Here is a 20,659-nt window from a genome sequence, read left to right as displayed (position 1 = left end):
CGCGACGGGGGGCCTGCTGCTCGGCGTCCTGCTCGGCGTGGCCGCCGAGGCGCGCTGGGGCACGGGCCCCGGCGGGGTGCTGCTGGCCGTGGGCGCGGCCACGGCCGCCGGGCACCTGCTGCGCGGGCACCTGCTGAGCCGGCGGATCCGGCTCCGCGAGGCCCGGATGCTGGCCGAGTTCCCCGCCGTCGCCGAGCTGATGGCGCTGTCGGTCGGCGCAGGGGAGAGCGCGGTGGGTTCGCTCGAGCGGGTGTGCCGGGTCGCGGAGGGAGAGCTCACCGCGGAGTTCCGCGCGGTGCTCGCACAGACGCGGTCCGGCGCCGGACTCGTGCACGCCCTCCAGGACTTCTCCGCGCGCACCCCGGTGGCGCCCATCGGGCGGTTCGTGGACGGCATCGTCGTGGCCATCGAGCGCGGCACGCCCCTGGCGGACGTGCTGCGGGCCCAGGCCCAGGACGTGCGGGACAACGACAAGCGCGAGCTGATGGAGGCCGCCGGGCGCAAGGAGATCGCCATGATGGTGCCCCTCGTGTTCTGCGTGCTGCCGCTGACGGTCGTGTTCGCCGTGTTCCCCGGGATCGCCGTGCTGGAGCTCGGCTTCTGACCTCTCATCCGGGCGGCCGGGAACCGGCAGCCCTCCAGGAAAGGACACACCCCATGACACACCTCCACCGGCTCGCCGCCCTGCTCGGCGTCCTCGCCCTGACCCTCGCCGCGCTGCGCGAGCGGCTCGCCGCCGATGATCCGGACCGCGGGGACGTCCCCGGCTGGGTGATGCTGACCCTGATGTCCGCGGTGCTCGTGGCCGGGCTGCTGCTGGTGGCGCAGCCGGCCCTGGAGGGGCTCTTCCAGGACGCGATGGCGCGCGTGAGCCAGAACTGAGGATGGGCGAGGAGCGCGCCCGGCCGGGCGCCGGGCCCTCGGGGACGGACCGGGGCAGTGCGGTGGTCGAGTACGTGATGGTGGCCGGCCTCGTGGCGATGATCTTCGCGGCCACGCTGCAGCTGGCCCTGGCCCTGCACGTGCGCAACACGCTGATCGACGCCGCCGCGGCCGGCGCCCGGTACGGCACCCTGGCCGACCGCTCGCCCGAGGACGGGGTCGAGCGGACCCGCCGGATCGTCACCGGCGCCCTCGGCCCCCGGTACGCCCAGGACGTCGTCGCGACCACCGCGGCGGTGGGCGAGTTGCGGACCCTGGAGATCACGGTGGTCTCGCCCCTGCCCGTGGTGGCGCTGTTCGGTCCGCCCGACTCCCTGGAGGTGCGCGGCCATGCCGTCCTCGGGGACTGAAGCTCCTGCCTCCAGCGGAGCAGCGGCATCGACGGCTACGGCTGCTTCGACCGCCTCGCCCGCCTCGCCCGGAGCGACCGGCGCGATCGGAGCGACCGGGACGGCCCGTGCGGCCGGGCCGCCCGATGTGCTCGGGAGGACTGCGGGCGGTGACGAGGGCAGCGCGGTCGTGGAGTTCGTCGCGCTGGGCACGCTGCTGCTCGTCCCCGTGGTCTACTTCGTGCTCGCGGTGGCCCAGGTCCAGGCCGGGGCCTTCGGAGTGGTGGCCGCCGCGCAGCAGGCGTCCCAGGTGCTGGCCCGGGCCGAGCCCGGTGCGCTCTCGGACACCGGGCTGACCGCGGCGGCGCGGCTGGCGGCCGCGGACCAGGGCTTCGCCCCCGACCGGCTGGCGCTCCGCCTCGAGTGCTCCGACGGGGCGTGCGCGGAGCCCGGTGCGGTGGCCACGGTGCACGCCACCCTGGAGGTCCCGCTGCCGCTGGTGCCCGGGTTCACCGACCTGGACGTGGCCGTGCTGACGTCCTCGGCCACGGTCGTGATCGGCCGCTACGGATGAGCGGGCGGACCGCGGGCCCCGGCCCGCGCCGGGACGGGAGCCGGGACCAGAACCGGGACCACGCCCGGGACCACGACCGGGGCACTGACCGGGGCGAGGACCGGGACGACGGGCAGGTGACGATCCTGGTCATCGGCTTCGCGGTCGTGCTGCTCCTGCTCACGGTCGTGGTCATGGGGGTCACCGCGGTCTACGTGGGGGAGCGCAAGCTGCAGGTGCTGGCCGACAACGCCGCGCTCGCCGCGGCCGACACGTTCGTGGCGCTGGAACCGGGGACGGGCGGCGCCCCGCCCGTCACGGTCCTGGACGACGACGCCGTGGCGGGGGCGGCGACCGCCTACCTCGACACCGTCAGCGCCTGGGCCGGGACGCCGGGCCTCGCCCTGGCCGCGCCCACCGGGAGCCCGGACGGGCGGACCGCGGAGGTGACCCTGGCCGCCGTCGTGCACCCGCCGGTGGTCAACCTCCTGGTGCCCGACGGCATCCCGATCACCGCCACGAGCGAGGCCCGCGCGCGACTGGGCCGATGACGCGGCCCACCCGGTTCCGCTGACCCGCGCGGCCGCTCCGGGGGCGGCTCGGCCGGCGCGGGAGGCACGGCGCTCGCAGACGTCAGGTCCGGTCCCGGGCGGGGCGACGGGCATGGTCACCGTTCGGGTGCTGTTCGGCGCGATCTCATTGACCGGCAGGGAGCGGCGGCGCACGCTGGTGCCGAGGGATGTTCCTCCGGACCGGTCCTCGGGAGTGCATCGGTCCTGGTGGGGAGGAGGTGTCGCGAGGACGACCGGTGCGGCCGCACGGCCGGCACCGCAGTGAGCGGGACGCGCACCACGGGGGCAACCGGTGCGGGCGGTCCCGTCCGACACCACATCGAGGTCTCGACATGAGCACTGTTCGCGCGCGGGGGCGGTGGAGCACGCCGGTGCAGGGCGTGCTGACGCTGCTGCTCGCGCTGGCGCTGGGCATCGCAGGGCTTCCGCCGTCGGCCGCCCGGGACCATCCCGGGGACGTCCTGCGGAGCGCGGCCCGCCCGCTCACCTACGACGACACCGTCCGGAAGGACGGACCCGCCGCGTACTGGGCCATGCGCAGCCCCGGTGCGGGCACGGAGAAGGACCTGGTGGGCAGGCTCCACGGCAGCTACCACGGCAAGCCGAAGCGGGCGACCCTGCCCAACGGCGACACGGCCGCGGACTTCGACGGCACCGGTCAGTACCTCCAGGTGCCCGACGCCGCCGCCGTCAGCGCGGGCACGCGCGGCGTGCTCACCGTCGAGGCGTGGATGCGCCCCGACGCGCTGGACTTCCGGTCCCAGGAGGGCTCGGGGTACGTGCACTGGATGGGCAAGGGCGCGCCGAGGAACCACGAGTACGTGGCGCGGATGTACTCGAAGAGCAACTCCGAGAACCGGCCCAACCGCATCTCCGGCTACGCGTTCAACCCGTCCGGAGGAGAGGGGCCGGGGTCCTACTTCCAGGTACCGGTGCGCAGGGGGGAGTGGATCCACTACGTGCTCGTCATCAATGCCAACGCCAAGGGCGGGGACTATCCGAACGGCTACACGAAGATCTACCGCAACGGGCAGCGCATGGACCAGGACGACCTGGAGCACGACGGCACGGTCGTCGTGCCCCGGCGCGGCAGCGCGCCGTTCCGCGTCGGCACCCGGGACCTGAGGTCGTTCTTCGACGGGGCCGTCGGCAAGGTGGCGGTCTACACCAAGGAGCTGCCCAGGAAGCAGGTGGAGGAGCACTACCGGGTGATGACCACGCGGTGAGGACCGGGGCGCGGCCCGGCCCGGACGGCGGGAGGCGACGGCGACGCGTCCCCGGTTTCTCAGCCGGCGAGAACGTCCCTGGTGCCGGCCGCGGGGACGTTCCTATGCTGGCGGGCACCCGGGAGATCATCCCGGACGGCGGGGGGGAACGACCTGCCGGCCCCGTCGTCGAAGGAGAAGGCCATGGACGCTCCCGTCCGCTCCGTCATCAGCCCAGGACGCTACGTCCAGGGACCGGGCGCCATCGCCTGCCTGGGAGAGTATCTCGCCGCCGTCGGGCAGACACCCCTGGTGGTGGCCGACGACGTCGTCTGGGGGTTCGTGGGCCACGACGTGGAGGCGTCCCTGGCGCGGGCCGGCATGGCGACCACGCGCGAGGCCTTCAACGGCATCCCCTCGGCCGGGGAGATCGACCGGCTCACGGCGGTCATCCGCGCGGCGGGGGCCGACGTGGCCGTGGCCGTGGGCGGCGGCAGCACCATCGACGCGGTCAAGGCCTCGGGGTTCCTCGCCGGGATCCGGTGGGTCAGCGTCCCCACCGTCGCCTCCACCGACGCGCCGACCTCGGCGCTGGCGGTCGTCTACACCGACGAGGGCGTCTTCGAGGAGTACCGGTTCTTCCCCCGCAACCCCGACCTCGTCCTCGTCGACTCCCAGCTGGTGGCCAACGCGCCGGCGACGTTCCTGGCGGCGGGCGTCGGCGACGCCCTGGCCACCTGGCTGGAGGCCAGGGCCACCGCCGCCTCGGGGTCGCTGACCATGGCCGGGGGCACGGCCACCCTCACGGGCACCGCCCTGGCCCGGCTGAGCTGGGACGTCCTGTGGGACAACGCCCTCGTGGCGATGGATGCAGCCCGGGACCACGTCGTGACCCCGGCACTGGAGAAGGTCATCGAGGCCAACACCCTGCTCTCCGGGCTCGGCTTCGAGTCCGGCGGACTGGCGGCGGCCCACGCCGTCCACAACGGACTGACCGCGGCGCCGCAGACCCACGGCCTGGCCCACGGGCAGAAGGTCAACATCGGCTCCATCACCCAGCTCGTGCTGGAGGGCGCCCCGAGCTCGGAGATCGTGGACTTCATCGAGTTCACCACCCGGGTCGGGCTGCCGACCACCCTCACGGAGATCGGGCTGCGCGCGGAGGACACCGAGGAGATCCGGGCCGTGGCGCGGGCCGCCACCGTGGAGAGCGAGACCATCCACAGCATGCCCTTCACCGTGCGGGCGGACGACGTCGCCGCGGCGCTGACCTCCATCGAGCGCCTCGGCCGGCGGGTGCGTGCCCGCGCCGGCCTGCCCGAGCCGCAGCCCTACCGCCACGCCCACTAGCGTCCCGCCCGGACACGATCCGTCCGGGCGGTCCCGTCCCGGGCGGGTCCCGCCCCGGCGGGACCGGTCCGCGGAGGGCTCAGTGACCGCGGGGCAGGACCGCCCCGCGGTCGAACTCCTCGGTGGCCGCCACGGCGCCCGTGCCGTCGATCAGGGTCACGGCGCCCGCGGCGCCGTGCGCACCCGCGGAGATGTCGGCTCCCGTGTCGGCGAGGACGTTCTCGAGGGTCACCCCGGCTCCCACCCGGACGCCGTCCAGCAGCACCGAGCTGCGCACCGTGGCGCCCTCCTCGACGACGACGCCGGGGCCGAGCACCGAGTGCTCCACGGCGCCGCGCACCATCGCGCCCGCGGCGACCATCGACCCGCGCAGCTCGGCGCTGCCGGCGATCCGGGCGGGCACCCGCTGCGGCTGGGCCGAGAGGATCGGCCAGCCGGGGTCGTCCAGGGCCACGCCGTCGCCGTCGAGCATCTGCATGTGGGCGGTCCAGTAGGACTGCAGGGTGCCCAGGTCCATCCAGTACCCGTCCAGGCGGTGCTCCACCACCGTGCGGTGCGCCACGAACCACGGGACCAGGTCGTTGCCGTAGTCCTCGAGCCCGCCCTCCTGCTCGTGCACGAGGTCCAGGGCCTCCAGCAGCTTCTCCGCGTCGTAGAGGAACATCTCGGCCGCGACCAGCCGCCCCCGGGGCTCGTCCGGCTTGTAGTCGAAGCCGGTGACGCGGCCGCCGTCGTCGGCCTGCACCACGCCGTAGCGGGAGGGGTCCTCGTCGACGAGCGTGGTGACCACGGTCAGGTCGGCGCCCCGCTCGAGGTGGGTGTCGATCACGTCGAGGAAGTTCAGCGTGTACAGGTGGTCGGCGCTGAGCACCAGGACCAGGTCCGGGGCGAAGTCGCGGATCAGGTCCTTCTGCCGGTAGAGCGAGTCCGCGTTGCCCTCGGCGAAGCCCTCGCCCTCGGTGCCCTGGTACGGGGGCAGGACCTGGAGCCCGCCGTGGGTGCGGTCGAGGTCCCAGGGGCGCCCGTTGGCCAGGTGCTGGTTGAGGCTGTGCGGAAGGAACTGCTCGACGACCCACACGTCCGAGAGGTGGGAGTGCACGAGGTTGGACAGGGCGACGTCGATGAGCCGGTAGGTGCCCGCCACGGGCAGGGCGGGCTTGACCTTCTTCTCGGTCAGGGCGCCGAGCCGGGAGCCCTTCCCGCCGGCGAGGACCAGGGCCAGCGTGCGAGGGATGCGCATCGTGCTTCCTTCCTCTCGGCACCATCCTGCCAGAGGGGCGCCGGGCCGGGCCGGGGCGATTTGCCCCCATGGGATAATCTTGGCTTCCATGGCCTCCCTTGACTTCCCGGCAGAGATCTCCGCCCTCCGTTCCACGTTCGCGTCCATCGAGGCCGTGAGCGACGTCGACGCCATCAAGCGGGACATTGCCGAGCTCTCGCAGCAGGCGACCGCCCCGGACCTGTGGGACGACCAGGCCGCGGCGCAGAAGATCACCTCCAAGCTCTCCCACAAGCAGTCCGACCTCGAGCGGCTCGAGAAGCTCGGCGGCCGCATCGACGACATCGAGGTCATGGTGCAGCTGGCCGCCGAGGAGGACGACGCGGAGACCCTGGAGCTCGCCGTGGAGGAGCTCGCCGCGGTCAAGAAGGCGCTCTCCCGGCTGGAGGTCCAGACCCTGCTCTCGGGCGAGTACGACGAGCGCGAGGCCGTGGTGACCATCCGCTCCGGCGCCGGCGGCGTGGACGCCGCCGACTTCGCCGAGATGCTCATGCGCATGTACCTGCGCTGGGCGGAGCGCCACGGCTACCCGACCACCGTCCTGGACACCTCCTACGCGGAGGAGGCGGGCCTGAAGTCCGCGACCTTCGAGGTCAAGGCCCCCTACGCCTTCGGCACCCTGTCCGTCGAGGCCGGCACCCACCGGCTCGTCCGCATCTCCCCCTTCGACAACCAGGGGCGGCGCCAGACCTCGTTCGCGGCGGTGGAGGTCATCCCGCTCATCGAGCAGGACGACTCGATCGAGATCCCCGAGTCCGAGATCAAGGTGGACGTCTTCCGCTCCTCGGGCCCCGGCGGGCAGTCCGTGAACACCACGGACTCCGCCGTGCGGATGACCCACATCCCCACGGGCATCGTCGTGTCCATGCAGAACGAGAAGTCCCAGATCCAGAACCGCGCCGCCGCGCTGCGCGTGCTCCAGTCGCGGCTGCTCCTGCAGCGCCAGGAGGAGGAGAGCGCCAAGAAGAAGGAGCTGGCCGGGGACGTCAAGGCGTCCTGGGGCGACCAGATGCGCTCCTACGTCCTGAACCCGTACCAGATGGTCAAGGACCTGCGGACCAACCACGAGGAGGGCAACCCCTCCGCGATCTTCGACGGCGCGATCGACGGCTTCGTCGACGCCGGGATCCGCTGGCGCGCCGACCAGCGCCACGCCCCGGCCGACGCCTGAGCTCCCGCGGGACCCCTGACCGGGCCCCGGCCGGTCCCGCGACCGGCCGGGGCCCGGTGCCCTGGGAGGGCGGGCGCTCAGCGGCGCAGGAAGCGCGCCACCGTCCGTCCCGGCCGGGTGCGGGGCTCCGTCCCGGCGGGGTCGTCCTCGGGGGCCGCTGCCGCCGGGTACAGCTCCTCCGCCTCCCGCAGCTTGGTGCGGTGCAGCCGCGCGGCCGTGGCGGGGAAGGCGTGCGACCGGGCGGGCGCGTACGGCTCCGTGCCGCCGGTGGGCGTGACGGACCACCCCGTGCCGGCCTCGAGCAGCGACTGGTGCTTGACGCGGTAGTAGTCGGGGCTGACCTCCAGCGCGGTGCCCTCCGCGCCGCACGCGGCGGCGAGCAGGTGGAAGTGGAACCGCGAGGTGATCCACGTCTGACCCGGCCGGGCCGGGAAGCCCTCCTGCCAGAGCCGCGTGAACGGCACGAAGTTCTCCTCGGGGACGAGGTCGGCGAGCCGGTCGAAGGCCGCGCGGTCCGCGCCGGGGATCGCCTCGAGGTAGCGCACGGTCCGGCCCGCCAGTGCCGGACCCGTCAGCGCGGCCCGCACGGCGGCGACGGCGCCGTCGAGGATCCCGGGCTCGGTCATGTCGCTCTGCAGGCACACCCACACGTCGCCGTCGTCCGTCCCCTCGGCGGGCGCGCCGGTGAAGCCCGCGAGGCCGGGCAGGCCGAGGAAGGCGTCGTCGGGGGCGCGGTCGGCGCGGGCGAGCTGGGCGCTGGGCGCGTCACGGACCGTGGCGTGGTCGAAGGCGCCGAGCGCGGCGCGCAGGCCCTCGGCGTCGGTGGCGGGGGCCAGGCCCAGGCCGGTGGCGGCCAGCCGCGCCCCGGAGACCTGGCGCAGCCGCAGCGCCGCCCGGAGCAGGCGCGCGTGGTGCGGCCAGATGGAGTTCAGGTACCCGCCCCCGAGGATGTGCACGGAACTCGCGCGCCGGGCGCCGAGCAGGCCGAGGTCGTAGCGCGGGGACCCCAGGTGCGTCACCACCCGGTCCACGTGGGCGTCCGCCGCGGCCGGGTCCATGCCGGTCGTCTCGAAGGCGAGCCGCCACAGGGTGTCGGTGGTCCGCAGACCCGGGTGCAGTCCGTCGAACAGGTGGGACGCCAGCCCCGGGTGGGGGCAGTCGAGCCACACCTCGGCGCCGGGCCGGGCGCGGGCGAGGAAGCGCAGCCACGAGGCGGCGATGAACTCGTCGCCGAAGTTCGGGTGACCGCTCGTGCCGACGAGGTACAGGACGTCCGCAGCGGGCGGGCGCTCGGTGGGGACTGGCTCCAGCATCCGCCCAGCCTACCGGGTGCGGCGGGGTGACCTGGGGCGACGCTCCTGGGCGGGGCGCCGCCGGGTCCGGGTGCCGGCCGTGGTCCCGCGCGAGGGCCGTGGCGTAGGATGGAGGATCTGCCGCGTGCCCCGGTGCGCGGCACGTTCCCGTCCGCACCGTCCCCAGGGAGGAGGCCCATGGCCAAGAAGGACACTGGTCGCCAGGTCGTCGCCAACAACAAAAAGGCCCGGCACGACTACCACATCCTCGACACCTACGAGGCGGGTCTCGCGCTCATGGGCACCGAGGTGAAGTCCCTGCGCATGGGGCGCGCGTCGCTCGTGGACGGGTTCTGCCAGTTCACCGACGGCGAGCTGTGGCTCGAGGGCGTCCACATCCCCGAGTACCTGCAGGGGTCGTGGACCAATCACTCCGCCCGCCGCCGCCGCAAGCTGCTCCTGCACCGCAGCGAGATGGACAAGATCCAGCAGAAGACGCGGGAGTCCGGCTTCACGATCGTGCCGCTGTCCCTCTACTTCGTGGACGGGAAGAAGGCCAAGGTCGAGATCGCCGTGGCCAAGGGCAAGCGGGAGTACGACAAGCGCCAGACCCTGCGGGAGCAGCAGGACAACCGCGAGGCCCAGCGGGCCATGCGCTACAAGAACCTGGGCTGAGGGTCCGGGGCGAATGCTTGCGGTCGGCGGGTACCGCGCGGTAGAATGGTGTGTCCCGCTGCGGCGGGGTGCTTGACAACAAAATACGGGGATGATCGGTTTCGACGATGTGAGTTGAGACAGGGGAAGCGGGTCGAGGACGCAGAGTTATCTCGTAAACGCTCTCTGTAAAACAATAGTTGCCAATTCTCAGAGCAACGTCGCCAAGTCTCAGAACGCCTTCGCCCTCGCGGCGTAAGCGCAACCAGACTACTTAGGTGACTGTCAGCCCGGGTTCGCCTTCGACCCGGGGTCTGGCATCAATCAGGAGGCCACTGCTCCAGCCGTTCGTCGCGGGCGTCTGGAGAACACTTTCGCGACTGAGTCCGTCGGCCACGTGTCTGCACGAGGGCCGGGACTGAGAAAACGCCACGCAGACTGCACCCGGAGAAGCCCTGACAATGCTGCATCGGACGGGGGTTCAATTCCCCCCATCTCCACGAGATCCCTGACCGGGGAGCGCCGCGAGGCGCTCCCCGGTTTTTTCGTGCCCGGATCGTTCCGGGGGCAGGCGGGCGCCGTGCCGCCGCCCGGGAAGGGGCACGTCCCGGCGGGCCGTGTGACAAGCTGGTGGCGTACCGCAGACGACCGAAAGGGCAACGCCATGAGCCACAACGACAACACGCCAGACCAGAGCGGCACCGGTGCCGGCGGGTCGTCGAGCTCCGGTCGCCACGACCCGCCCGAGTACGGTCAGCGCGTCGAGGGAGCGCCTTCGGGACCCTCCTACGAGCCGCCGCGCTCCGGCCAGGGCGGCGCCGGCGACCCGTACGCCACACCGCAGTACGGCCAGGGGCAGCAGGGCTACCAGAGCCAGTACGGCCAGGGCCAGTACGGCGGCCAGGGCTACCAGGGCCAGGACTCCTACGGCCAGGGGCAGCAGGGCTACCAGGACCAGTACCGCCAGGGCCAGTACGACCAGGGCCAGTACGACCAGGGCCAGTACGGCGGCCCGGGCTACCAGGGGCAGCAGGGCTACCAGGGGCAGTACGACATGAACCAGTACGGCGCGAGCCCGCGGCCCGCCGGCACGGGGCTGGGCATCGCCTCCCTGGTGCTGGGCATCGTGGCGCTGCTGACGTGCTGGTTCGTGCTCGGCATCGTCCCGGGCCTCGTGGGCCTGGTGCTGGGCATCGTGGCGTTGCGCAAGCTGGGCAGGACGCCCGGCGCGTCCAAGGCCCTGCCGATCATCGGCATCGTGCTCAGCGTCCTGGCGATCCTGGCGAGCATCCTCTTCCTGGTGCTCTTCGGGGCGCTGTTCGGGGAGTTCGGGCCGGCCATGGAGGCCTGCTCGCAGTTCTCCAATGACCAGGCGGCGTTCCAGCAGTGCATCGAGCGGGAGATGGGCTTCACCGGCCAGGACCTCTGACCCCGGCCGGAGACCGACGACGACGGGGGCCCGCACCGGCCGGTGCGGGCCCCCGTCGTCGCGCGGGCGGCTCAGGAGCCGGTCGCGAGCAGCCCCAGCACCTCGTCGTGCAGCAGGCCGTTGGTGGCCAGCGCGTTGCCGCCGAAGGGCCCGGGCTCGCCCTCGAGGGACGTGAACCGGCCGCCGGCCTCCTCGACCACGGGCACCAGCGCGGCCATGTCGTGCAGGCTGAGCTCGGGCTCGCAGGCGATGTCCACGGCGCCCTCGGCGAGGAGGCAGTAGGACCAGAAGTCGCCGTAGGCCCGGGTCCGCCAGACCTCGTCGGTGAGCTCCAGGAAGCGCTCGCGCACCCCGCGGTCCCGCCACCCCGTGAGCGAGGAGTAGGACAGCGAGGCGTCGGACAGCCGCCCCACCTGGGAGACGTGGATCCGCTGGGCGTTGGCCAGGGACTTGCCGGTGAACGCGCCCGTGCCGGCCGCCGCCCACCAGCGGCGCCCGAGCGCCGGCGCGGAGACCACGCCGACCACCGGCCGGCCCTCGTCGACGAGGGCGATCAGGGTGGCCCACACCGGCACGCCGCGCACGAAGTTCTTGGTGCCGTCGATGGGGTCCACGACCCACTGCCGGGCGCCGCTGCCGGTGGCGCCGTACTCCTCGCCGATCACGGCGTCCCGGTTGCGCGCGCGCCCCAGCTGGGTGCGGATGAGCTGCTCGGCCTCGCGGTCGGCGTCCGTGACGGGGGTGAGGTCGGGCTTGGTCTCCACCGTGAGGTCCTGGGCCTTGAACCGGCGCATGGTCAGGCGGTCCACGGCGTCGGCCAGGATGTGGGCGAGGCGGAGGTCGTCGGTGTAGTTGCTGGGGCTGCGCATTGGTCCAACCTACCCCGAACCGCGGTCCCGGGCCTGGTCGGGCGGGGGTGCGAGGCAGCCCCCGCCCGGCGGCTCACTGGACGCCGAGCTCCTTGTCCTCGCGGGACTCCCCGGGGCGCTCCCCGGCCCCGAGCAGCCGGCGCAGGGAGACCAGCCGGGACTCGCCCGCCTCCCCGGCGCGGCCCTGCGCCACCCAGGCGTCCAGGGCGCAGCCGGGGGACGTCCCCGTGTGCCGGCAGCCCTTGGGGCACTCGGCGATCGCCTCGGCGAGCTCGTCGAAGGACTCCACGATCCGGTCGTGGTCCACGTGCGCCAGGCCGAACGAGCGGATGCCGGGGGTGTCGATGATCCAGGACCCGGGGGAGGCGTCCTCGATCTTCAGGGCGAGGGCCGACGACGACGTGTGCCGGCCCCGTCCGGTCACCGCGTTCACCCCGCCCGTGGCCCGGTCGGCGCCCGTGAGGGCGTTGACGAGGGTGGACTTGCCCACGCCGGAGTGGCCCAGCAGCACCGAGACGTGGCCGTCGAGACGCTCGCGCAGGGCCTCGACGAGCGCCGGGTCGAGGGGCAGCGTGGTCCCGTCGTCGTCGGCCGGGACGTCGCGGGCGGGTCCCGAGACGAGCACGGGCAGCTCGAGCGCCGTGTAGTGGGAGATCAGCTCGGCGGGGTCCCGCAGGTCGGTCTTGGTGATGCACAGCAGCGGTTCGATGCCGGCGTCGTAGGCGGCCACGAGGGAGCGGTCGATGAACCCGGTGCGGGGCTCGGGGTTGGCGGCGGCCACGACGACCACGAGCTGGTCGGCGTTGGCCACCACGACCCGCTCGACCGGGTCGGTGTCGTCCGCGCTGCGGCGCAGGACGGTGGAGCGCTCCTCGATCCGCACGAGGCGGGCCAGGCTGTCCGGGGCGCCGCTGACGTCGCCGACGAGACCCACGAGGTCGCCCGCGACCACGGGCCGGCGGCGCAGCTCCCGGGCGCGCACGGCCACGACCAGCCGCTCCCCGGGGGTGTCCTCCTCGAGGATCGCGGTGTAGCGGCCGCGGTCCACGGTGACGATGCGGCCGGTGACGGCGTCCTCGTGCGCCGGCCGCTCCTTGGTGCGCGGGCGGGAGCCGGTCTTGCTGGGACGGACGCGCACGTCCGACTCGTCCCAGTCGCGCCGGACGGAGTCCCTACGCGTCACGGCTCGTGCCCGTGAGCTCCGCCCACAGCCGGGGGAACTCGGGGAGGGTCTTGGCGGTGGTCGCGATGTTCTCGACCCGGACGTCCGGGACCACGAGGCCGATCACGGCGCCGGCGGTGGCCATCCGGTGGTCCTCGTAGCTGTGGAACGTCCCGCCGTGCAGGGGGGCCGGCCGGATCAGCAGCCCGTCCGCGGTCTCCTCGGCGTCGCCGCCGAGCCGGTTGATCTCCGTGACGAGCGCGGCGAGCCGGTCGGTCTCGTGGCCGCGCAGGTGGGCGATGCCGCGCAGCCGCGAGGGCGTGCCGGCGACCGCGCACACGGCCGCGACGGTGGGCGCGAGCTCCCCGGCCTCGCCGAGATCGAGGTCGACCCCGGTCACCGCGTCCGGTCCCGTGACGGTGAAGGTCCCGTCCGTGAGCTCCACCGCCGCGCCGAAGGCCGGGAGGATGTGCTTCCAGTGGTCGCCGCCCTGGGTGGTGCGGTCGGGCCAGCGGGGCACCGAGACCCGTCCGCCGGTCACCACGGCCGCGGCCAGGAAGGGGCCGGCGTTGGAGAGGTCCTGCTCGATGGTCACGTCGAAGGCCCGCACCGGCCCGGGGGAGACCCGCCACTCGTCGGGCACGGAGTCGTCCACGGAGACGCCGAGGCCGCGCAGCACCTCGACGGTCATCTCGACGTGCGGCATGGACGGCACACCGCGCCCCGAGCCGTCGGCGCTGCGGTGGCGCAGCACGAGCCCGTCGTCGAACCGGGCACCCGCGAGCAGCAGGGCCGAGACGAACTGGCTCGAGCCGGTGGCGTCGATCTCCAGCTCCCCGCCGCGCACGCCGCCGGTGCCGTGCACGGTGAAGGGCAGCCGGCCCCGGCCGTCGTCCTCGACCCGCAGGCCGAGCGCGCGCAGGGCGTCGATCACCGGTCCCATGGGGCGCACCCGGGCGCCCGGGTCGCCGTCGAAGGTGACGGGACGCCGTGCGAGGGTGGCGACCGGCGGCACGAAGCGCATCACGGTCCCGGCCAGCCCGCACTCGACCGTGACCGGTTCGGCGGCGTCCCAGGGGGCGGGCTCGACGAGCAGGTCGGGGCCGAAGCCGCCGTCCCCGGGCACCTCCTCGACGCGGGCCCCGAGGGCCCGCAGGGCCTCGACCATCAGCCGGGAGTCGCGGGAGTGCAGGGGCGAGCGCAGCCGGCACGGACCGTCGGCCAGGGCGGCGAGCAGCAGGTACCGGTTGGTGAGGGACTTCGAGCCCGGCACCGTCAGCTCGGCGACGACGGGACGGGGCCCGACGAACGGAGCCGGCCACAGCTCGTGCTGCGGGGCCGGCTCCGCGGCGTCGGGACGGGCTGCGGGGGCGGAGGACTCCGGCGGCATCACGACAGGGGGACCGGGGCCTAGCCCTGCTTGACGGCGTGCTGGAGGGCCTTCTCGGCCTTGGCCACCTGCTTCTGGGTGTCCTTGCCCAGCTTGGAGGCGTTCTTGCGGACGTCCCCGGCGAGGTGCTCGGCACGCCACAGCAGGGACGGGTTGCCCTCGGTGTCCACGGCGGCGAGCATGACGGCGCCCACCAGGGAGGAGTTCTTGAAGGCGGTGGAGCGGCGGGCGGCCTTCTGCTCCGGGGTGCTCGCCTCCGCGGCGCGGTAGTCGGCGTAGGCGTTGAGCGCGGTGGTGGTGACGAGCACGCCGGCCGAGAGGCGGGGCAGCTTGCCCAGCCCGAAGAGCACGGCGGCGCCGAGCTGCGCCGCGGCCAGGCCCTGGGCCACCACGGCGTGGTTCTGCAGCGCGGGTCCGGCCTGGGGGAAGGCCTTCGTGGCGGCGGAGATCGCCGGGGCGAGGTGCTGGGCGGCCTGGGACGAGTTGCGGAAGCTCTCCACCCCGTTGGCGACGTAACCGGTGGCCAGCAGCGGGCGGGCGATGCGACGGACGATGCTCATGGGTTCCTCCTCGGCGGCAGACGGTACCGCGGGGCTGTGTCGGGCGGGTCTGGATCGGCGGACGGCGCCGCTCGTCCCATCCTAGCCACGGGGACCGCGCCCGGGGCGAGCACGGGCCGGGCGCGGTGGGAATAGGTGCGACGGTGACACCCGTTGTGCAGGACAGCGGCCGCCCCGTCCGGGGCAGGTCACCGGCACAGGTTTTCGGAGGGACCCGCACGGCGGGGGAGAGGAGCAGTCATCACCGCCCCCACGAGCGTTCTCGAGCCCGCCCCGGCCCGCGCGCGCGTCCCCGTAGACTGGTCCGTGATGAACGAGCAGAACCAGCAGGGGGCCGCCCCCCAGCGCACCGAGCCGCCCGTCGACGTCGAGACCGAGTCCCCCGAGGACCGGAAGGCGCGCTTCGAGCAGGACGCCATGGTGTACGTGGACCAGCTCTACGCCGCCGCCCTGCGCATGGCTCGCAACCCGGCCGACGCCGAGGACCTCGTGCAGGAGGCCTACACGAAGGCGTTCTCCGCGTTCCACCAGTACAAGCCCGGCACGAACCTCAAGGCGTGGCTGTACCGCATCCTCACGAACACGTACATCAACCTCTACCGCAAGCGGCAGCGCGAGCCGCTGCAGGCGAACACCGACACCGTCGAGGACTGGCAGCTGCACCGCGCCGAGTCCCACACGTCCTCGGGGCTGCGCTCCGCGGAGGTGGAGGCGCTGGACCACCTGCCGGACAGCGACGTCAAGCGCGCCCTGCAGGAGCTGCCCGAGGAGTTCCGGCTGGCGGTGTACTTCTCCGACGTGGAGGGCTTCGCCTACAAGGAGATCTCCGAGATCATGGACACGCCGATCGGGACGGTGATGTCCCGCCTGCACCGCGGGCGGAAGCTGCTGCGCGAGAAGCTCGCCGACTACGCCGCCGAGCGCGGCTTCGACACGTCCAGGGTGACCGGCGACAAGAAGAAGGAAAAGGACAAGTAGACATGGCCGACTGCGAGAGCCTCGGATGCTGCACGGACGAGAGGATCCGCCTGATCTACGAGTACCTCGACGGGGTGCTCCCGGCGGACGACCTCGACGAGATCCACGGCCACCTCCTCGAGTGCCCGGAGTGCGCCCGCGAGTACGACCTGGAGTGCGTGATCCGCTCCGTGGTCCGGCGGTCCTGCGCGGAGACCGCGCCCGCCGACCTGCGGGTCTCGATCCTCGCCCGGCTGCACGGCGCGCGCCAGGACCCGCCCGCCGCCTGAGCGCGGCGCCCCGGCTCCCGCACGGCAGGACCTCCGGGCACACGGAAGGGCCCCGGACCGCGTCAGCGGTCCGGGGCCCTTCCGTCACGGCGTCGCCGGGGTCCGGGAAGGACCTCAGGCGTTGGGGCGCTTGCCGTGGTTGGCGCCGCCCTTGCGGCGGTCCTTGCGCTTGCGTCCGCGCTTGCTCATGCGAGCCTCCTGTCTGTCCGCGGTCGCCCGCGGCGGATCGTGGGTGTCGGCGTCCGTTCCCGCGTGGTCTGGTGATGTCAGCGGCGGCCGGACGAGGCACTGCCCGCCATTCTCTCACACGCGGGACGGGCGGGGCTCACCGGGGCTCGGGCAGGTCCAGCCAGTCGTACCAGCCGCGGTGCAGCACGAGCCACGCCATCAGCCCGTAGCCGGCCTGGCCGGGGTGTCCGTGGTTGGCCGCGAGGTCCTTGCGCCACTGCTCGTGGTGCTGCAGCGGGTTGAACGTGTCCACGTAGACGTGGTTGCGCCGGGTCGTGACGTCCGCGTAGGCGGCCGAGAGGTCCGCGATCCGGCGGTTGCGCTCGGCGTCCATCGTGGGCGGGGGGCCGACCACGAGGACCCGCACGTTGTGCTGGGAGGCGGTGTCGATGATGTTGGCCATGTTCAGCCGGGAGCGCGCGCTCGTGATGGACAGGTCGATGTCCAGGGTGGAGGGCGCGATGACCAGGCGGTTGTCGTGGCCGGGGGAGAAGCGGCGGGCCGCCTCCTCGAACCAGCGCTCGTTGAGCGACTCGCTGCCCTCGCCGGGCGCCGCCAGGTTGTAGGCGGACACGGGGGCCACGTGGTGCGGGGTCCGGGCCATGACCCGCCCGAACCAGCCGAGGCCCCGGGGGTCGCCCTCGCCGGCCAGCAGCTCGTCACCGACTGCGACAATTCTGATCCTTCGTTGCTCCACGTCGTTCTTTCTGGTCGGGGGTGCGGGATGTCGGGGGGACGAGCGGCGCCGGCCCGTGGGCACGGGCCGGCGCCGGACTCGCTGGGGACGTGCGGGAGGGCAGGGGCACGGGCCCCGCCCTCCCGGGACGGGCTCAGTCGCGCTCGAAGGCCGTCTGCACCAGGGTCTCGAGCTCGGCCGCGTGGCGCTTGGCCGAGCCGTTGGCCGGGGACGCGGACGCGGGGCGGGAGGCGAGCCGGACCGGCCGGTCGAGCTGCGGCAGGAGGTTGACCGCCATGAACGGCCAGGCGCCCTGGTTGGCGGGCTCGTCCTGCGCCCACGTGAGGCGGGCCTCGGGGTACTTGCCGAGCTCCTCCCGCATCTCCGCGAGGGGCAGCGGGTACAGCTGCTCCACGCGCACGATCGCCGTCCTCCGGTCCTTGCGCTCCTCGCGGGCCGCGGCGAGGTCGTAGTAGAGCCGGCCGGAGACCAGCACCACGTCGGTGACCTCGGCGGCCTCGAGCCCCGCCTGGTCGCCGATCACCGGGCGGAACGCGCCGGAGGTGAACTCCTCGATCGGGGAGGCCGCCGCCTTGAGGCGCAGCAGCTGCTTCGGCGTGGCCACCACCAGCGGCTTGCGCGGGCGGCTGTAGGCCTGCCGGCGCAGCAGGTGGAAGTGGTTCGACGGCGTCGAGGGGTTGGCCACGACCATGTTCTTCTCGGCGCACAGCGTCAGGAAGCGCTCGATCCGGGCCGAGGAGTGGTCCGGGCCCTGCCCCTCGAAGCCGTGCGGCAGGAGCATGACCAGCGACGAGCGCTGGCCCCACTTCTGCTCCGCGGAGGAGACGAACTCGTCCAGGATGATCTGGGCGCCGTTGACGAAGTCGCCGAACTGGGCCTCCCACACGGTCAGGGCGTCCGGGCGCTCCACGGAGTAGCCGTACTCGAAGCCCAGCACGCCGTACTCGGACAGCAGCGAGTTGTAGATCGCCAGCTGAGCCTGGTTCCCGGAGAGGTGGTTGAGCGGGGTCCACTCCGCGCCGGTGCCGGAGTCGTAGAACACGGCGTGGCGCTGAGTGAACGTGCCGCGCCGGACGTCCTGGCCGCTCATCCGGACCGGGATGCCCTCCATCATGAGGGAGCCGAAGGCCATGAGCTCGCCCATGCCCCAGTCCACGCCGCCCTCGCGGGTCATCGCCTCGCGGCGCTCGAGGAGCTTGCGCAGCTTCTTGTGCACGGCGAAGTCCTCGGGGACCTCCACGTGCACCGCGCCGATCCGCTGGGCGGCCTCGGTCGAGATGGCCGTGGTGCGGGGGATCGAGACCCCGGAGTCCGCCTGCTGGGCGGAGGGCCGCTCGATGTTCGAGATCGCGGCGGAGTCCCCGGTGACCAGCGGGATGGAGGACGTCTGCGCCTCGTGCGTCTCGGCGAAGACCCGCTCCAGGCGCTCCTGGTAGTCCTTCAGCGCCCGGTCGGCCTCCTCCTGGGTGATGTCGCCGCGGCCCACGAGGTTCTCGGTGTAGATCTTGCGGGTCGAGCGCTTCTCCTCGATGAGGTTGTACATCAGCGGCTGGGTCATCGAGGGGTCGTCGCCCTCGTTGTGGCCGCGGCGCCGGTAGCACACGAGGTCGATGATGACGTCCTTGTGGAACGTCTGCCGGTACGCGAACGCCATCTGGCCCACGTGCGTGACGGCCTCGGGGTCGTCGGCGTTGACGTGGAAGATCGGCGCCTGGAGTCCCTTGGCGATGTCCGTCGCGTAGGTGGTGGACCGGGCCGCGGCGGGCGCGGTGGTGAAGCCCACCTGGTTGTTCACGACCACGTGGACGGTGCCGCCCACGGTGTAGCCGGGCAGCAGCGCCATCTGCAGGACCTCGGCCACCACGCCCTGGCCCGCGAAGGCCGCGTCGCCGTGCACCTGGATCGGCAGCACCGGGAACGTCCCGTCGCCCTCGGGCCCGGCGCCCAGGACGTCCGTCTTGGCCCGGGCGATGCCCTCGATGACCGGGTCGGCGGCCTCGAGGTGGGACGGGTTCGCGGCGAGGTAGACCTGGGTCTCGTTGCCGTTGTCGGAGGTGAAGGAGCCCTCCGTGCCGAGGTGGTACTTCACGTCGCCGGAGCCCTCGGTGGTGCGCGGGTCCTGGCTGCCCTCGAACTCGCGGAAGACCTGGGCGTAGGACTTGCCGGCGATGTTGGTGAGCACGTTGAGCCGGCCGCGGTGGGCCATGGCGATGCCGACGCCCGCGAGCCCGGCGTCGGCGGCGTCGGAGATGATCTCGTCCAGCAGCGGGATCAGGGACTCGCCGCCCTCGAGGGAGAAGCGCTTCTGGCCCACGTACTTGGTCTGCAGGAACGTCTCGAACGCCTCGGCGGCGTTGAGCCGGCCCAGGATGCGGAACTGCTCCTCGCGGCTGGGCTTCTGGTAGCCGTGCTCGAGCTGGTCCTGGAACCACTCGCGCTCCTCCGGCTCCTGCAGGTGCATGTACTCCACGCCGAGGGTGCGGCAGTAGGCGTCCCGCAGCCGGCCCAGGATGGTGCGCAGGCTGAGCACGTCCGCGCCGCCGAAGCCGCCGGTGGGCCACTCGCGCTCCAGGTCCCACAGGGACAGCCCGTAGGTGCGGATGTCGAGGTCCGGGTGCTTGCGCATCACGTACTCGAGCGGGTTGGTGTCGGCCATGAGGTGGCCGCGGACCCGGTACGCGTGGATGAGCTGCTGGATCCGGGCGACCTTGTTGACCTGGATCTCCGGGTTGACCTGGTTGTCCACGGCCCAGCGCACGGGCTCGTAGGGGATCCGCAGGGCCTCGAAGATCTCGTCGTAGAAGTCGTCCCCGCCCAGCAGGTAGGACTCGATGAGGCGCAGGAACTCGCCGGAGCCCGCGCCCTGGATGACGCGGTGGTCGTAGGTCGAGGTCAGGGTGATGATCTTCGAGACCGCGTGCCGCGCGATGGTCTTGGGGGAGGAGCCCCGGTACTCGGCGGGGTGGTCGAGCGCGCCCACGCCGACGATGCACGCCTGGCCCTTGGACAGCCGCGGCACGGAGTGCACGGTGCCGATGCCGCCCGGGTTGGTCAGGGACACCGTGGTGCCCTGGTAGTCCTCCATGGTCAGCTCGTTGGCGCGCGCGCGGCGGACGACGTCCTCGTACGCGTTCCAGAACTGCATGAAGGACATGACCTCGGCGCCCTTGATGTTCGGCACCACGAGGTTGCGGGAGCCGTCCTTGTTCGGGATGTCGATGGCGATGCCGAAGTTGACGTGGGCGGGGTGCACCGCCACGGGCTTGCCGTCCTGCTCGTCGTAGACGACGTTCTGGGAGGGGTAGTTGGCCAGCGCCTTGATCACGGCGTAGCCGATCAGGTGCGTGAAGGACACCTTGCCGCCGCGGTTGCGGGAGAGGTGGCTGTTGATCACGATCCGGTTGTCGATCAGCAGCTTCGCCGGGACGGCGCGGACCGTGGTGGCGGTGGGGACGGTGAGGGACGCGTCCATGTTGGCGGCCACGGCCTTCGCCGGCCCGCGCAGCTTGACGACCTTGTCCTCGGCCGGCGCGTCGTGGTTGGGGGCCGTGGCGCGGGCGCGGGCGGGCTGGGCCGGAATGGGCTTCTTGGCGTCCGAGGCCTCGGTCTCGCCCTGGTCGGTCTCGGGCCGGCCCTCGGCCTTGGCACCGGACCTGGTGGGCGCGGGCGGCGTGGCGGGCTTCGCCGCCGGGGCGGGGGAGGTGCGAGCGGCGGTGCGCTGGGCCGCGGG

Annotated in this window: 21 protein-coding genes and 1 other RNA gene; 13 read left to right on the top strand and 9 right to left on the bottom strand. The window is 73.1% G+C overall.

The genetic code is table 11. From position 1 onward, the window contains the following. From CRM73_RS12825 to CRM73_RS12795, 7 genes are all read left to right on the top strand, one after another. The coding region (locus CRM73_RS12825; RefSeq protein WP_229587972.1) for a type II secretion system F family protein at window positions 1–604 on the top strand (604 nt) is incomplete at its 5' end. A 53-nt stretch (window positions 605–657) separates the two neighbouring features. Beyond that, on the top strand, window positions 658–882 hold the full coding sequence (locus CRM73_RS12820; protein WP_229587970.1) for a hypothetical protein: 225 nt from the start codon (window positions 658–660) through the stop codon (window positions 880–882). A 2-nt stretch (window positions 883–884) separates the two neighbouring features. Next, window positions 885–1,292 (top strand): TadE/TadG family type IV pilus assembly protein, encoded by a 408-nt coding sequence (locus CRM73_RS12815; protein ID WP_229587968.1) that lies wholly within the window; start codon window positions 885–887, stop codon window positions 1,290–1,292. A gap of 169 nt (window positions 1,293–1,461) precedes the next feature. Then, window positions 1,462–1,845: a hypothetical protein gene (locus CRM73_RS12810; RefSeq protein ID WP_017833653.1), complete on the top strand. Its 384-nt coding sequence runs from the start codon at window positions 1,462–1,464 to the stop codon at window positions 1,843–1,845. Next, the gene (locus CRM73_RS12805; protein ID WP_229587965.1) at window positions 1,842–2,375 is read left to right on the top strand and encodes a pilus assembly protein TadG-related protein; all 534 of its coding nucleotides are present in this window, start codon (window positions 1,842–1,844) and stop codon (window positions 2,373–2,375) included. Before CRM73_RS12810 ends, CRM73_RS12805 begins: the two co-directional genes overlap by 4 nt. Window positions 2,376–2,728: 353 nt before the next feature. After that, window positions 2,729–3,622, top strand: coding sequence for a LamG domain-containing protein (locus CRM73_RS12800; protein WP_229587963.1), 894 nt, complete (start codon window positions 2,729–2,731; stop codon window positions 3,620–3,622). 183 nt (window positions 3,623–3,805) lie between these two features. Beyond that, window positions 3,806–4,951 (top strand): glycerol dehydrogenase, encoded by a 1,146-nt coding sequence (locus CRM73_RS12795; protein WP_031283096.1) that lies wholly within the window; start codon window positions 3,806–3,808, stop codon window positions 4,949–4,951. Between the two features lie 79 nt (window positions 4,952–5,030). Here CRM73_RS12795 and CRM73_RS12790 read toward each other — a convergent pair whose 3' ends face one another. Beyond that, the gene (locus tag CRM73_RS12790; RefSeq protein WP_095650610.1) at window positions 5,031–6,191 is read right to left on the bottom strand and encodes a glucose-1-phosphate adenylyltransferase family protein; all 1,161 of its coding nucleotides are present in this window, start codon (window positions 6,189–6,191) and stop codon (window positions 5,031–5,033) included. Between the two features lie 88 nt (window positions 6,192–6,279). Between CRM73_RS12790 and prfB the strand changes: the two genes are divergently transcribed. Next, complete coding sequence (gene prfB, locus CRM73_RS12785) at window positions 6,280–7,401, top strand: peptide chain release factor 2 (RefSeq protein WP_017833658.1); 1,122 nt, start codon at window positions 6,280–6,282, stop codon at window positions 7,399–7,401. Between the two features lie 77 nt (window positions 7,402–7,478). Here prfB and CRM73_RS12780 read toward each other — a convergent pair whose 3' ends face one another. Then, on the bottom strand, window positions 7,479–8,714 hold the full coding sequence (locus CRM73_RS12780) for a polysaccharide pyruvyl transferase family protein (RefSeq protein ID WP_052132953.1): 1,236 nt from the start codon (window positions 8,712–8,714) through the stop codon (window positions 7,479–7,481). 177 nt (window positions 8,715–8,891) lie between these two features. Here CRM73_RS12780 and smpB point away from each other — a divergent pair, with 177 nt between their 5' ends. From smpB to CRM73_RS12765, 3 genes are all read left to right on the top strand, one after another. Beyond that, window positions 8,892–9,368 carry an SsrA-binding protein SmpB gene (gene smpB, locus CRM73_RS12775; protein ID WP_017833660.1) on the top strand — a complete coding sequence of 159 codons (477 nt, stop codon included), beginning with the start codon at window positions 8,892–8,894 and terminating at the stop codon, window positions 9,366–9,368. An 87-nt stretch (window positions 9,369–9,455) separates the two neighbouring features. Continuing rightward, window positions 9,456–9,850: a transfer-messenger RNA gene (gene ssrA / locus CRM73_RS12770) on the top strand. 161 nt (window positions 9,851–10,011) lie between these two features. Beyond that, window positions 10,012–10,776 (top strand): DUF4190 domain-containing protein, encoded by a 765-nt coding sequence (locus CRM73_RS12765; RefSeq protein ID WP_229587961.1) that lies wholly within the window; start codon window positions 10,012–10,014, stop codon window positions 10,774–10,776. A gap of 71 nt (window positions 10,777–10,847) precedes the next feature. Here the strand turns inward: CRM73_RS12765 and hisN are convergent, their stop codons facing one another. From hisN to CRM73_RS12745, 4 genes are all read right to left on the bottom strand, one after another. Beyond that, window positions 10,848–11,645, bottom strand: coding sequence for a histidinol-phosphatase (gene hisN / locus CRM73_RS12760; RefSeq protein WP_017833662.1), 798 nt, complete (start codon window positions 11,643–11,645; stop codon window positions 10,848–10,850). 73 nt (window positions 11,646–11,718) lie between these two features. After that, complete coding sequence (locus CRM73_RS12755; protein ID WP_017833663.1) at window positions 11,719–12,828, bottom strand: ribosome small subunit-dependent GTPase A; 1,110 nt, start codon at window positions 12,826–12,828, stop codon at window positions 11,719–11,721. Then, a complete protein-coding gene (gene aroA / locus CRM73_RS12750; RefSeq protein WP_095650643.1) occupies window positions 12,818–14,197 on the bottom strand; it encodes a 3-phosphoshikimate 1-carboxyvinyltransferase in 1,380 nt (459 codons plus the stop codon). Before aroA ends, CRM73_RS12755 begins: the two co-directional genes overlap by 11 nt. 20 nt (window positions 14,198–14,217) lie before the next feature. Beyond that, complete coding sequence (locus tag CRM73_RS12745) at window positions 14,218–14,757, bottom strand: DoxX family membrane protein (RefSeq protein WP_017833665.1); 540 nt, start codon at window positions 14,755–14,757, stop codon at window positions 14,218–14,220. Window positions 14,758–15,066: 309 nt separating this feature from the next. On the opposite strand from CRM73_RS12745, the gene CRM73_RS12740 reads away from it, so the two are divergent. Together CRM73_RS12740 and rsrA are read left to right on the top strand one after the other, a co-directional pair. Then, window positions 15,067–15,735 (top strand): sigma-70 family RNA polymerase sigma factor, encoded by a 669-nt coding sequence (locus CRM73_RS12740; RefSeq protein ID WP_017833666.1) that lies wholly within the window; start codon window positions 15,067–15,069, stop codon window positions 15,733–15,735. 2 nt (window positions 15,736–15,737) lie between these two features. Then, window positions 15,738–16,004 carry a mycothiol system anti-sigma-R factor gene (gene rsrA / locus CRM73_RS12735; protein WP_017833667.1) on the top strand — a complete coding sequence of 89 codons (267 nt, stop codon included), beginning with the start codon at window positions 15,738–15,740 and terminating at the stop codon, window positions 16,002–16,004. Between the two features lie 114 nt (window positions 16,005–16,118). On the opposite strand, the gene CRM73_RS19965 is transcribed toward rsrA, so the two are convergent. The 3 genes from CRM73_RS19965 to CRM73_RS12725 form a co-directional block, all read right to left on the bottom strand. Beyond that, complete coding sequence (locus CRM73_RS19965) at window positions 16,119–16,193, bottom strand: 50S ribosomal protein bL37 (RefSeq protein WP_095343185.1); 75 nt, start codon at window positions 16,191–16,193, stop codon at window positions 16,119–16,121. 136 nt (window positions 16,194–16,329) lie between these two features. After that, window positions 16,330–16,929: a GDSL-type esterase/lipase family protein gene (locus CRM73_RS12730; RefSeq protein WP_031283102.1), complete on the bottom strand. Its 600-nt coding sequence runs from the start codon at window positions 16,927–16,929 to the stop codon at window positions 16,330–16,332. A 133-nt stretch (window positions 16,930–17,062) separates the two neighbouring features. Continuing rightward, window positions 17,063–20,659 (bottom strand): multifunctional oxoglutarate decarboxylase/oxoglutarate dehydrogenase thiamine pyrophosphate-binding subunit/dihydrolipoyllysine-residue succinyltransferase subunit (locus CRM73_RS12725; RefSeq protein ID WP_229587959.1); only part of this gene is annotated, 3,597 nt, incomplete at its 5' end.

It is taken from the genome of Kocuria sp. CCUG 69068 (assembly GCF_020833785.1).
GTDB lineage: Bacteria > Actinomycetota > Actinomycetes > Actinomycetales > Micrococcaceae > Kocuria > Kocuria rosea.
Note: the sequence above shows the minus strand (reverse complement) of the source record. Positions and strands in the feature narration are given on the sequence as shown.